We start from the raw sequence: 13043 nt of genomic DNA on the forward strand, positions 1-13043 counted from the left end.
TGAACTTCGTTCCACAACATGAACCGCCGTATACCGAACGGTACGTACGGTGGTGTGAGAGGACGGGAGTTAATCACTCCCTCCTACTCGATTTTATTAATTCGTTTTGGACAAGCCGGCGTGTATTCAGGTATAATTATTTACAACACGGGAGTTAATTTAATTGACAGCATTGTAGGTGATAAATTTGACCGGAGTTAGACCGCTGGAAAAAAGATCAAAACCCAACTTTTTGCAAGGTGTTTTTTTTATCCTATTGGTTTGTTTAACCGTTTATGTATTACTGCAATCACCGATATTTAATATACGTAAAATAGAAATTGTGGGCAGGAATCAAATTTCCAGGGAAAAATTGGTTAAACTGTCCGGGGTTGTACTGGGCAGTAACATTTTTAAAGTGGATTTACACAGCGGGGAAGAAAAGATATCTTTGCTTCCCGCAGTGAAAGAGGTAAAAATCAAGCGTCGTTTTCCCTCTACGGTGGTTATTTCCATCACCGAGAGAGAGCCAATGGCGTTATTAGCTGCCCCGGGCGGTTTTATAGAACTGGATAAGGAAGGAATTTATCTGCGGCAGGGAGAATTTAACAAATTATTTTTACCCGTTATTACCGGGTGCCGGGTGAAAGAAATTGAGCCCGGTGAAAAAGTGACGGAGAAAACGGTCATTACCGCCTTGGAAGTAATTGATAAACTTCCGCCGGAATTAACCAACCAGTTATCGGAGGTACATGTTGACAATAACAAGGTAACAATATACACAATCGATGGTGTACAAGGGCGTTTAGGGTTACCTGAAAATATATATCGAAAGGGAGATGTTTTCTTACAGGTACTTAATCAAATGCATGACGGCAAAAAAATAGAGTATATTGATCTGACGTCATTTAAATCGCCGGTAGTAAAGTATGCTTCGTAATCAGAGGAGGGTGACTTCATGAAGATAAAAGGATACCACTGGGCTATCGGTTTAGTTGCCGTGCTGTTGGGGATAATGCTGGCCGTGCAGTTTCAAATGAACAGCAGCCTGCAGAAAAATCTTTCCAGTGAAAGAACAGAAAAACTTACCCAACAAATTGAACAGAAGAAAATGGCGCTGGAAAAACTGCAGGCCAGGGTTGAAGAAATGAGACAAAAATTAGATGAAGCAACGGCAAGGCCGGAATTGGGAAGATTGAAAGTACAGCTGGATAAAGTGGGGATTATGGCGGGCACCGTTCCTGTGGTGGGGCCGGGCATAGAAGTTACCCTTAACGATAGTAATGTGGCATTGCAGCCGGGACAAAACCCCAACCTGTATGTTTTGCATGATGAAGATGTTTTAAAGGTATTAAATGAGTTAAAGGCTGCCGGTGCCGAGGCACTGGCCATTAATGACCAGCGTTTGATAGCTACCAGTGAAATACGCTGCATCGGACCGACAATTTTAACTAACGGAAATAAGCGGCTGGCGGCTCCCTTTGTTATAACTGCCATTGGCAACCCGGATACACTTTATAATGCCTTATTTATGAAGGGTGGGGTTGCTGAGCAGCTGAAAGATTGGGGAATTCAAGTATCAGCCAGTAAAATGAATGAGGTCATCATCTCTGCCTACAGCGGTGCTATTAGTTATGAATACGGCAATGGGGGAGACAAGGCATGAAAAAGACAATGTACATTTCCCTGTTACTGGCCGGGTGTGTTCTGGGTATAATGCTGGCTTTGCAGTTCCGCAGCAGCACCAGCAGTGTTCCCCATGACAGGCCCCAGGAGTTAACCCAGGAATTAAAACAGCTGGAACAGGATTATCAGATACTGCAGGCGGAAGCGGCGGATTTGGAAAACAGTTTAAAACAATTGGAACAGGGAAGCAGCCAAACCTATGAAGTGCTGCAGAATGAACTGCAAAAACTGCGCTTTGCCGCCGGCTTGGAAGAGGTTACCGGGCCGGGGGTAGAGGTGGTAATGGATAACATGCCGGAAAAAGAGCGTTCGGGATATGACCCCAGCGTATTTTCCATTACCTATGAAGATATTCTCAGGCTGGTTAATGAGCTCAGGGCGGCGGGAGCAAAAGCTATATCTATTAACGGCCAGCGCCTGGTGGCCACCAGTGAGATACGTAATGCCGGTAAATTTATTGATGTCAATTTAACCAGGCTGACCACTCCGTATACCATCAAGGCTATCGGTGATCCGGAAAAACTGGCCAGCAGTTTGAATATTAAAGGCGGTATAGTAGATACCCTTAAAGAATGGTCTATATCGGTTACAGTTACGCCAAAGGAAGAAATTACTGTGCCGGCTTATACCAATCCGTTGGATTTTTATTATGCTAAGCCTTTAAAAGAAGGGGAAGATGAATAATGTGGTTTGGTACAATTTTAGCTGCGGTGGGTTTGTTTTTGGGGCTGTTTATCGGTTTAAAAGTACCAATAGTTCTGCCTGAAAGCTACGCACCTTACCTGGGGTTAGCAGTACTGGCGGCTTTGGATTCGGTTTTTGGCGGCATTAGGGCGGGGATGGAAGATCATTTTGACAATACGGTTTTTTTATCGGGATTTTTTGCTAATGCTTTATTTGCCGCCGGTTTGGCTTATATAGGTGAACGCCTTGGTGTACCGCTGTCCACCGCTGCGGTGGTGGCCTTTGGAGTGCGCTTATTTCAAAATCTGGCCATCATCAGAAGGCATTTGTTAAAAAAATAGTTTTTTGTAAATTGCTAAAAGGGAATTTTGCTTTGATGTTGAATTTACAAATAAAGTAAGAAACAGGGGGATACTTGGCTGTGAGCAGCAGTACTTTAGCCGTCCTGGATATGGGCACAAGCAGTATTACTGCCTTAATCGGCAGTAAAAATACCCAGGGGTTAAATATAATTGGTTATGGTGAATCCCCCTCCATTGGATTTAAAAAGGATGTGGTTTTTGATATTGACGCCTGTGCAAAATCTATTAGGACAGCGCTGAACCAGGCCGAAAAAGAAGCCGGGATTGAAGTGCAGCATGTGTATGTGGGATTTTCCGGCTGTGATATAGTAAGTACCAATGTTATTTCCGGTATTGATATTCCAAAATCAAAAAAAGAAATCAGCGCCAGGAATCTGCAGCTGCTTTTTGAAACCTGCCGGGCAAAGGCCCGTAATGATGGGCTGAAGTTGGTGCATTTGATACCCCGGGAGTATGCCGTAGATGGAAATTGGGGTATAGATGACCCCATCGGCAGAGTGGGGCAGCATTTAAAAATTGAAGCTCATTTGATACAGGGACGAGCAGCGGCACTGCAGAATTTGTATCAAGCCCTGGAGCACGCCGGGGTAAAGGTGAAAGGAATTTTTTTTACTCCTTTGGTACTGGCACACCGGCTGCTGCAGCCGGTGGAAAAAGAAGTAGGAACCATGCTGGTGGATATAGGAGGAAATACCACCGGTCTCTGCTGGTACCGCAGGGGCGGGCCTTGGTTAACTATATCTTTGCCTGTGGGTAGTGAACATGTGACCGGTGACCTGGCCATCGGGTTAAGATTGTCCCTTTCAGCGGCGTCAAAATTAAAGGTGAAGTACGGGTTAAAGAAATTGCCCGCCGGTGCCGAGGAAGTGGAATTAGAGGGGCAGGCACGTAAGGTACCCGGCCGGTTAATCAGCGAAATAATTGAGGCCCGGGTGCTTGAACTGGTAGACCTGATAAAAATGTCAATTAAAGAGTACGGTCAAGGCACCCGGCCATTGGGGTTGGTAATTACCGGTGGAGGTGCACAGCTGAGCGGTTTGCCGGAACTGCTGGCCGAAGCCATTGACCTGCCGGTAAGGGTAGCTGATTTTAAGAACGAAGATGCCGGTATACCTCCCAATGGAGGAAGTGCCGCGGCAGTTATGGAATATGCCGTTGATACCATGGTGAAGGATTGTGAGCACAAAAATAAACTTCTGACAAAATTAAAGAGTGGGTTCAGAAGCGTTATACATAGATTCAGGGGTTAGAATTATAGTTTGTTGTACCGCAGAAAAGATAGAGGAGGATTACTGCATGTTGGATTTCGAACTGGACCTCGATCAATATGCCAATATTAAGGTAATTGGTGTAGGGGGCGGAGGCAATAATGCTGTTAACCGCATGATTGAAGCGAGCTTAAAGGGTGTGGAATTTATTGCGGTAAATACAGATGCCCAGGCCCTGCACTTGTCTCAAAGTACACATAAAATTCAAATCGGTGCCAAGCTGACCAAAGGATTGGGAGCAGGGGCCAACCCGGAAATTGGTAAAAAGGCTGCTGAAGAAAGCAGGGAAGAAATTCAAGAAGCCTTAAAGGGTGCCGACATGGTATTTGTAACTGCCGGTATGGGCGGTGGTACCGGTACCGGTGCAGCACCGGTGGTGGCCCAAGTGGCCAAGGAAATAGGAGCCCTTACCGTGGGGGTTGTTACTAAACCCTTCACCTTTGAAGGACGTAAACGTTTAACCCAGGCGGACGCCGGTATTCAAGAATTAAAGAGTAAAGTGGATACATTGATTACCATACCCAACGACAGGCTGCTGCAGGTAATTGATAAGCACACTTCTATCGTGGAGGCGTTTCGCATCGCGGATGACGTGCTGCGTCAAGGTGTTCAAGGTATCTCCGATTTGATTGCCGTACCCGGTTTAATTAATTTGGACTTTGCTGACGTTAAAACCATCATGAAGGACACCGGTTCAGCGTTAATGGGCATTGGTACTTCAAGCGGTGAAAACAGGGCCTCTGAAGCAGCCAAGGCAGCCATATCCAGTCCTCTGTTGGAGACATCCATTGAAGGGGCCAGGGGCGTACTGTTGAACATTACCGGGGGTTCATCCTTGGGGTTATTTGAGGTGAACGAAGCGGCGGAAATTATTGCCCAGGCAGCGGACCCCGAGGCTAACATCATTTTTGGCGCGGTAATAGATGAAGCAATGAATGAAGATGTTAGAGTAACGGTGATAGCCACCGGTTTTGATTACCGGGGCGGAGATAAAAGGGATCGTTTTAAGTCCGACATGGATATCAAACCCTTTGCCAATCACGATGAGCTTGATATTCCGGCGTTCCTGCGTCGAAAAAGTTAGTAAATAAAAATAATTATTATAATTTTTTTCGGGGGCTTGATAAATCAAGCCCCTGTTTAACGCGTAAAATAATGTTAGTTTGCGTTTAAGCCGGTTGGCCGGACTTCGCTGTAGGGGTGAAAGACACTGATGAAATTGGTAGAAGATTTTAAGCTTGGTAATTATTTAACCTTTGCACTGCTGGCAGAAATAACGTTTGTATTTATTGTAGTAATCCTTAATGCATTCAGCAGCAGAGTTTTTGAGATCTATCCTTTCTTAAACCAGTTTACAAGAGAAGTGATGGAAGGTCTGGCCGGCAAGGTAAAAGATGCGGAACAGTCCGGCATGGCTTTAAAGATATTCGTTAACAACCTGCTGGTAACCATTGCCCCGTTAACCGTTTTTTCACTGCAGATGCTGCCTGTTAAAGGAATAAAAGCGGCAGCAGTGGTGCTGGCGGCAGTAATAGGTGTATTTTTATACCTGATAAACGGGTTAGTGGTGGGGCTGGTTATTGGAGTGCTGGCGGCAAACATGAATGTAAGTTATATAATTCTGCTGTTTATTACCATGATACACGGTGTTTTAGAACTTTTCGCCATGTCTGCCGGTACGCTGTTTAGCGGTTATTACTTGTATAACACCATAAATCAGGGAAGAAGGGATAACACCGGCTGCTTTTTTCAATATCTCCCCGTGGCACAAAAACTTTTGTTTAAGCTGCTGCCGGTGCTGGTGGCGGCACTGGCAGCGGCGGCGGTAATCGAAACCTATATATCGGCACCGCTGGCAGAAAAAATTATTGGGGTTTAATTTTTTTTAAAATTTCTTCTTAATCCGAAAAAATAGGTAAAAAAATTCCCCGACTTAATAACCAGAAAATGACAAATATAACAAACCCTGGAATGTATAATATAGCCAGGGTTTTTTATATTGTCCTATTTTATATGACCGGGAAATGGTGGCAGCAATGTAATAATTAGTTTTATTGGGCCATATACTGGTAGTGCGGAATGATGCTTTCTACCGCTGGCCGCTCATATTTGGAGGGCTTAAAATGACCACTGTTGTTTACCTTGATGTGGTATTGGCCGGGAATATAGTAATGAATTATGCCATTTTATGGGCCACCGCAAAATTTGCCCGCTTAAACCCCAGTGGCTGGAGGATGTTATTTGGTGCAGCGTTGGGGTCAATTTATGCGGTGGCTGTGTTTATACCCCAGTGGCAGTGGCTTTTGATGTGGGGTTGTAAATTTATTATATCCGTTTTGATGGTGTTGTCGGTCTTTGCTCCCATTCCATGGCGTCGTTTTTTTATTTGCCTGGGGTATTTCTACGTGGCTTCCTTTGCCATGGGTGGGGCAGTTATGGGAACAATATATTTTATACATTCTCAAAATAATAATGCCTATTTTTTTAATTTAATGAAACTGGTTCAGAAACATTTTTGGGTGGGTGCTGCTTCAGCGCTGTTGATAACTTGGGTTTTGGGCCGCTGGGGAACGGCAGCTTTTCGCCGCAGGGTATACCAGAGGAATTTTAAAACGCCGGTGGTTATTGAAATATTAAATCAGCAGGTGCGGGTAGACGCGCTGTTGGATACAGGCAATTCATTAACCGATCCTGTTACCGGGCTGCCGGTGATGGTGGTGGAGTACGGTGTTATAAAAAATCTTTTGCCGGGATGTATAAAAAGGCTTTATGAAGATGCCGGCAGCATTGATTATTTGAAATTACAGCAAATACTTAAGAACAGTCCCTGGGCTTCCCGGTTTTATATTATACCTTACCGGTCACTGGGTGAAAAAAATGGAATACTGTTGGGTGTTAAACCGGATAAACTGGCCATTGGCCATGATAAACAACTAATTGTTAAAAAAGAGGCACTGGTTGCTATTCACAATGGGACAATTGCTGCAGATAGCGGATACCGGGCGCTGCTGCACCCGGAATTGATGGATGCGGCATAACTAAAAGTGTCTCAGGAAGGAGTTGGCATTTTGAGGAACCTTAACTATCTGAAGTTGGTAATGAAATTAACGATCTCACGGTTCCTGCAATGGTTAGGCCATGAGCCTGAGGTGCACTATGTTGGCAGCAGTGAGGCGCTGCCGCCTCCACTTACTGCCGATGAAGAAACAAATTTAATACAGCAGTTGGAGCTGGGGGACGGGTCTGTTAAAAGTGTGCTGATAGAGCGAAATTTGCGTTTGGTTGTTTACATAGCAAGAAAATTTGAAAATACCGGTGTGGGCATTGAAGATTTAGTATCCATCGGTACCATTGGTTTAATAAAGGCCGTTAATACGTTTGATCCCAATAAAAAAATTAAGCTGGCCACCTATGCTTCCCGCTGCATAGAAAATGAAATACTGATGCATTTAAGGCGAAATAACAAGACAAAATCTGAAGTATCCTTTGATGAACCGTTAAATATTGATTGGGACGGTAATGAATTATTGCTGTCGGACGTTTTGGGAACGGAAAATGACGTTATATATAAATATATTGAGGAAGAAGTGGATAAAAAACTGCTGCATTTAGCACTGCAAAAATTGAACGGGCGGGAAAGACGAATAATGGAGCTGCGTTTTGGTTTAAATAATTGTGAAGAAAAAACTCAAAAGGAAGTGGCTGATTTATTAGGTATTTCCCAGTCGTATATTTCCAGGCTGGAGAAGCGAATCATCAGCAGGTTAAAGAAGGAGATTCACCGGATGGAGTAAGATACAATTTTTGTTTATGTATATTTAAAAAGTACCAAGGTAATAATTGAATTAAGCAAGTGAATAAAGCTGATAAAGAGGTGGAGACCTAAAAAATGCTGGTCAACAAAGTAGAAATCTGCGGCGTTAACACTTCCAAACTTCCTGTTTTATCAAGCAGTCAGATGCGTGCTTTGTTCGAGGCCATGCACAATGGTGATCCTGAAGCCCGAAACCGGCTTATTAACGGTAACTTGAGACTGGTTTTAAGTGTTATCCAGCGTTTTACCAATCGCGGGGAATGTGTAGATGACCTGTTTCAAGTAGGATGTATCGGATTAATGAAGGCCATTGACAACTTTGATTTAAGTCAAAATGTAAAGTTCTCCACCTATGCTGTACCAATGATTATTGGCGAGATAAGGCGCTACTTGAGAGATAATAATCCCATCCGGGTGAGCAGATCTTTAAGAGATGTGGCTTATAAAGCTCTTCAGGTAAGGGATTCGCTGGTAAACAGGCATTCCCGGGAACCATCCATTAACGAGATTGCCGGTGCGTTAAACATACCAAGAGAAGAGATCGTTTTTGCCTTAGATGCCATTCAAGAACCCATTTCGCTGTTTGAACCAATTTATAATGACGGCGGAGACCCCATTTTTGTAATGGATCAAGTTAGTGACGAAAAAAATTTAGATCTCAGCTGGCTGGAGGGCATAGCCATAAGGGATGCCTTAAGCAGGCTCAGTGACCGGGAAAAGCACATACTGACACTGCGTTTTTTTGAGGGGAAAACTCAAATGGAAGTGGCAGAAGAAATTGGTATTTCCCAAGCTCAGGTGTCACGGTTGGAAAAGGCTGCTTTAAGCCACATGAAAAAGCATGTTTAAACGGGGGAATGATTAAAATGCGTAAAGTGATTGCCCTGACAGTGATGTTTTTGGTGATGACGGCAATTACTGTGATAAGTATACCTTTCCCCCAAAATAACGGGGTGGTGAAGGCTTATAACGCTCAAAATTTATACAAATTGCACACCGTTACCGGTTTTGAGGACGAAACCAAGGAGGTTACAGCACCTGCAGGTGTAAAGAATTGGCAGTTGAACGCCGGCCGGACAGAGAGAAATTTAGAGTGGGAAATTTAACAGTTTAAGGCTTGATTTTGTTATCGAGCCTTTTTTAAATGCAAAAAACCGTCTTTTAAACATATACATACTATGGGGAGGTGCAAATCATGGTGAAAGTATCAGAGCTGCGAACCAGGGAAATCGTTAACGTTGTTGATGGTCGCAGGTTAGGGGTTATAAAAGATATAGATATAGATATGGAGCAGGGTAAAATCAGTGCCTTGATTTTACCGGCTCCCGGAAGAGTGTTGGGTTTTTTGGGCCGGGAGGAAGAGTTTGTGGTGCCGTGGGACAAAATAGTAAAAATCGGGATGGATGTTATTCTGGTGGAAGTTAATGCTGTGGCAGGGAACCGAAGGGACTTAATTAGATAATTAATTATAATTAATTTAGGCGAACCTTTTAGTTTAACGATAAATCTTGTATAATAATCCTGGGCAGTGATTGTAATTATACTATATTTAAAGTTGGCCTTAATTTAGGCCGGCTTTAACTTTTTACCCGGTTGTTAGCGTGGGGTAATGTGGAAAAGTTAGTAATAAAATATTGACTAACTAGATATTGTATATTAAAATTAACTCACCTTCTATATATTGGGTGCATAGAGCGTGTAGAGGGTGAGTTATTTTGATGAGGTGAGCTTATGCGTTGTCCATTTTGTGGTAACCTTGACAGCCGGGTGCTGGACTCCAGGCCCGCTGATGCAGGACAAGCTATTCGCCGGCGTCGGGAGTGCGGTGAATGCGGTAAGCGTTTTACTACCTATGAGCGCGTGGATGAAGTACCGCTGGTGGTGGTAAAGAAAGACGGGCGCAGGGAGGTATTTGACCGCAACAAATTATTGAGCGGTTTGATTAAGGCCTGTGAGAAAAGGCCGGTTTCTGTTGAAAGACTGGAAAGGTTTGTGGCTGAGATTGAGAAAGAACTTCGTAACCGGATGGAGCCGGAAGTTAACAGTGCCATAATCGGGGAGCTGGCCATGGACTGGCTGCGCGAGGAAGATGAGGTGGCCTACGTGCGTTTTGCATCGGTTTACCGGGAGTTCCAGGATGTACAAAATTTCATGCAGGAACTGGAGAAATTTTTAAAGCGCTGAGTTTGGCCGGCAAAGGAATTTGGGTAAAGGTTATAAAAGATGACGTTATAAGGTAACGAAAAGTTTATTTTTTAATGATATAAAGTTAGGAGGCCATTTTTTATGTTCAAAACCATTAAAAAAAGGGATGGGCGTGAAGTTCCCTTTGATGAATCAAAAATAACCGAAGCCATTTTCAAAGCGGCCCGGGCGGTGGGCGGTGAAGACCGTGCTTTGGCGATGGAATTGACATTGGAAGTGCTTAAAATGTTAAAAGCAAAGTATAATGGCAGTATTTTCAGTGTAGAAGATGTACAGGATGTTGTGGAGAAAGTGCTGATTGAAAACGGCCATGCCCGCACAGCAAAGGCCTACATTCTATACCGGGATAAGCGTACCCGCATGCGCGAGGCCAAGGGTGAATTAATGGATGCGGTGGAGGAAATTCTGGAAGAAACCAGTAAAGAAAATGCCAATATCAGCAATTCACCTTCGGCTAAAATGCTGCAAATAGCCAGTGCCGCCAGTAAAAAATATTATTTGAGCAGGTTAATTCCTGAGGAGATGGCCAATGCCCATATTAACGGTGATATGCATATCCACGACCTGGATTTTTACGGTAAAACACTGACATGTATTCAAATTCCCCTGGGCAGGCTGCTAAAAGAAGGGTTTAACACCGGGCACGGGTATATTCGCCCGCCCAAACGCCCTACTTCGGCCACAGCCCTTGCGGCCATTATTCTGCAGAGCTCGCAGAACGATATGCATGGCGGTCAATCCTTTGCATTTTTTGACCGGGATATGGCAGAATTTGTAAAGAATGCCGATGATTTTGAAACATACCAGGCTATGGAAGCATTAATATATAATTTGAACTCCATGCACAGCCGGGCCGGTGCCCAGGTGCCTTTTTCTTCCATTAATCTGGGTACCGAAACTTCAGAAGCGGGCCGTCGTGTAACCAAAAACCTGCTGCTGGCCTATGAGGCCGGTTTGGGCCGGGGTGAGAATCCCATCTTCCCCAATATTATTTTCCGGGTTAAAAAGGGAATTAACTTTAATCCCGGTGATCCCAACTATGATTTGTTTAAGCTGGCACTGCGGGTGGCCGCTAAGAGATTGAACCCCACTTTCAGCTTTATGGATAGTTCTTTTAACAATGAATACGGGAACCAGGTTAGCTATATGGGCTGCCGTACCAGGGTAATGGCCAACCGCAGGGGGCCCGCCGTTACCGACGGGCGGGGCAACCTGTCATTTACCACCATTAACCTGCCCAGGCTGGCCATTAAGGCTGACCGGGACATAAAGAAATTTTACCGCTTGTTAAATGATATGATGGAATTGGCCAAACGCCAGCTGTATCACCGCTACCAGGTACAGGCAAATTTAAAAGTGAAGGATATGCCCTTTGTGATGGGGCAGAGCTTGTACATGGGTTCAGAAAAGTTAGGACCCGATGATTCCATTGAAGAAGCCATTAAGCATGGTACTTTATCCATTGGCTTTATTGGCTTGGCAGAGACACTGACTGCCCTTACCGGTAAACATCATGGCCAGAGTGAAGATGCCCAGGCGCTGGGAGAAGAAATTGTTTCCTTTATGCGTAAAAAGGTGGATGAAGCCTGCGAGGAGTTCAACCTGAACTATACTCTCCTGGCTACGCCGGCAGAGGGGTTATCCGGCCGGTTTGTTAAAATGGACCGCAGGGAATATGGAGTTATTCCCGGTGTAACCAATAAAGAATATTACACCAATTCATTCCATGTGCCGGTGGATTATTCTATTAACGCCTATGAAAAGATAGCCCTTGAAGGGCCTTATCATAAATACTGCAACGCCGGTCATATCAGTTATGTAGAGCTGCCCAGTGCCCCGATCCATAACCTTGAGGCTATGGAATCCATTGTAAGATTTATGGGTGAATCCGATATGGGTTATTCAGCCATTAACTTCCCGGTGGATTTTTGTACCGGCTGCGGTCTGCTGGGAGTAATAGAGGATGAGACATGTCCCTGCTGCGGTTCTGCATTCATACGCAGGGTAAGGCGCATCACCGGTTATCTCAGCACCACCGACCGTTTTAATGACAGTAAACTGGCTGAACTAAACGACCGGATTAAACACGGCCTGTAAATTGGAGGGTGATATGAAAAAAGTTCGTATAGCCGGTTTAACCAAGGGCAGTGTGGTGGATGGTTTGGGTGTGCGTACCGTGGTGTTTTTCCAGGGCTGTCCCAGGCACTGCCCGGGCTGCCACAACCCGGATACCATCCCCTTTACCGGTGGCCGGGAAATGACGGTGCCTGAACTGGTGCAGGAAATTATCAATTCTATTACCCCGCTGACAAAGGGGATAACATTCAGCGGGGGAGAACCGCTGGCCCAGGCCGAGGGTCTGATGGAAATCATTAAACTGTTAAAACAGCATAATTCATCCTTGGATATCTGGACTTACACCGGATACACCTTTGAAGAAATAAAGCACCTGCCGGTGTTGAAAATGATAGACGTGCTGGTGGACGGGCCTTTTATTCAAGAGCAGAAAGATTTATCCCTGGCCTTTAGAGGTTCGGCCAACCAGCGGCTGATTGATGTGCCCAAAACACTGGCCCGGGGTGAAGTGGTTGAACTGCGGCTGGAAACGGAATAAACCTCCATGCCGCATGGGGCTGTCGGCAGGGGATGAAAAAGCAGGTGAGCGTTTATGAATGAGTAAAACCCGGGAATATATCCCGGGTTTTTACCTGCAGGCAGAACAGTTTCTGGAAGTGCAGGTGGTGCAGCTGTCGCCCCTGCTGCCCCGCAGGGAATCTGCACTGTCTGCTCTAAAGGAAGACATTATTTTATTAGGCTTTGGTGCCCCGCACCGGGGGCATTTCAAATTTTCCCCGGTTTCTCCCAACTGGCATAACTTTTCAAATTTATGCCGGCAGGAACTGCAGCGGAATTCATATATCGGCATAATCCATTCCTCCCCTTTTGATCTATATTACATACTTCTCATGAAGTTATTTTACACAACATAATTATAACATAAATAATTTTGTAAAATATGTTGAACTAAATGCTTTTTTAATTTAT

Annotated in this window: 16 protein-coding genes; 15 read left to right on the forward strand and 1 reads right to left on the reverse strand. The window is 44.6% G+C overall.

The genetic code is table 11. The annotated features are described in order from the left end of the window. Positions 1 to 187 precede the first annotated feature (187 nt). The 15 genes from JOC37_RS07920 to nrdG all read left to right on the forward strand — a co-directional run bounded on the left by JOC37_RS07920 (position 188) and on the right by nrdG (position 12612). A complete protein-coding gene (locus JOC37_RS07920; protein WP_204617780.1) occupies positions 188 to 919 on the forward strand; it encodes a cell division protein FtsQ/DivIB in 732 nt (243 codons plus the stop codon). Positions 920 to 937: 18 nt separating this feature from the next. Beyond that, a complete protein-coding gene (locus JOC37_RS07925; protein ID WP_204617782.1) occupies positions 938 to 1645 on the forward strand; it encodes a DUF881 domain-containing protein in 708 nt (235 codons plus the stop codon). Then, the gene (locus JOC37_RS07930) at positions 1642 to 2349 is read left to right on the forward strand and encodes a DUF881 domain-containing protein (protein WP_204617784.1); all 708 of its coding nucleotides are present in this window, start codon (positions 1642 to 1644) and stop codon (positions 2347 to 2349) included. Before JOC37_RS07925 ends, JOC37_RS07930 begins: the two co-directional genes overlap by 4 nt. Beyond that, positions 2349 to 2690, forward strand: a complete 342-nt coding sequence (locus JOC37_RS07935; RefSeq protein WP_204617786.1) for a small basic family protein — start codon at positions 2349 to 2351, stop codon at positions 2688 to 2690. Before JOC37_RS07930 ends, JOC37_RS07935 begins: the two co-directional genes overlap by 1 nt. An 80-nt stretch (positions 2691 to 2770) precedes the next feature. After that, on the forward strand, positions 2771 to 3961 hold the full coding sequence (gene ftsA, locus JOC37_RS07940; protein ID WP_204617788.1) for a cell division protein FtsA: 1191 nt from the start codon (positions 2771 to 2773) through the stop codon (positions 3959 to 3961). Between the two features lie 46 nt (positions 3962 to 4007). Then, positions 4008 to 5063, forward strand: coding sequence for a cell division protein FtsZ (gene ftsZ / locus JOC37_RS07945; protein WP_204617790.1), 1056 nt, complete (start codon positions 4008 to 4010; stop codon positions 5061 to 5063). Between the two features lie 129 nt (positions 5064 to 5192). Then, a complete protein-coding gene (locus tag JOC37_RS07950) occupies positions 5193 to 5858 on the forward strand; it encodes a stage II sporulation protein M (RefSeq protein WP_204617791.1) in 666 nt (221 codons plus the stop codon). Positions 5859 to 6102: 244 nt separating this feature from the next. Continuing rightward, positions 6103 to 7017 carry a sigma-E processing peptidase SpoIIGA gene (spoIIGA, locus tag JOC37_RS07955; protein ID WP_204617793.1) on the forward strand — a complete coding sequence of 305 codons (915 nt, stop codon included), beginning with the start codon at positions 6103 to 6105 and terminating at the stop codon, positions 7015 to 7017. A gap of 54 nt (positions 7018 to 7071) precedes the next feature. Next, a complete protein-coding gene (gene sigE / locus JOC37_RS07960; protein WP_420797285.1) occupies positions 7072 to 7773 on the forward strand; it encodes an RNA polymerase sporulation sigma factor SigE in 702 nt (233 codons plus the stop codon). Between the two features lie 95 nt (positions 7774 to 7868). Beyond that, the gene (sigG, locus tag JOC37_RS07965; RefSeq protein ID WP_204617795.1) at positions 7869 to 8642 is read left to right on the forward strand and encodes an RNA polymerase sporulation sigma factor SigG; all 774 of its coding nucleotides are present in this window, start codon (positions 7869 to 7871) and stop codon (positions 8640 to 8642) included. Between the two features lie 17 nt (positions 8643 to 8659). Continuing rightward, on the forward strand, positions 8660 to 8899 hold the full coding sequence (locus JOC37_RS07970; RefSeq protein WP_204617796.1) for a hypothetical protein: 240 nt from the start codon (positions 8660 to 8662) through the stop codon (positions 8897 to 8899). Positions 8900 to 8988: 89 nt separating this feature from the next. Next, on the forward strand, positions 8989 to 9255 hold the full coding sequence (locus tag JOC37_RS07975) for a YlmC/YmxH family sporulation protein (protein WP_204617798.1): 267 nt from the start codon (positions 8989 to 8991) through the stop codon (positions 9253 to 9255). Positions 9256 to 9524: 269 nt separating this feature from the next. Beyond that, the gene (gene nrdR / locus JOC37_RS07980; RefSeq protein ID WP_204617800.1) at positions 9525 to 9977 is read left to right on the forward strand and encodes a transcriptional regulator NrdR; all 453 of its coding nucleotides are present in this window, start codon (positions 9525 to 9527) and stop codon (positions 9975 to 9977) included. Between the two features lie 102 nt (positions 9978 to 10079). After that, entirely contained in the window at positions 10080 to 12095 is a 2016-nt protein-coding gene (gene nrdD / locus JOC37_RS07985) for an anaerobic ribonucleoside-triphosphate reductase (RefSeq protein WP_204617802.1), read from the forward strand. Positions 12096 to 12108: 13 nt separating this feature from the next. Next, positions 12109 to 12612, forward strand: coding sequence for an anaerobic ribonucleoside-triphosphate reductase activating protein (nrdG, locus tag JOC37_RS07990; RefSeq protein WP_204617803.1), 504 nt, complete (start codon positions 12109 to 12111; stop codon positions 12610 to 12612). A gap of 90 nt (positions 12613 to 12702) precedes the next feature. On the opposite strand, the gene JOC37_RS07995 is transcribed toward nrdG, so the two are convergent. Next, on the reverse strand, positions 12703 to 12924 hold the full coding sequence (locus JOC37_RS07995) for an FmdB family zinc ribbon protein (RefSeq protein ID WP_204617805.1): 222 nt from the start codon (positions 12922 to 12924) through the stop codon (positions 12703 to 12705). Positions 12925 to 13043: the final 119 nt, after the last annotated feature.

It is taken from the genome of Desulforadius tongensis (genome assembly GCF_016907915.1).
Classification (GTDB): domain Bacteria; phylum Bacillota; class Desulfotomaculia; order Desulfotomaculales; family Desulfohalotomaculaceae; genus Desulforadius; species Desulforadius tongensis.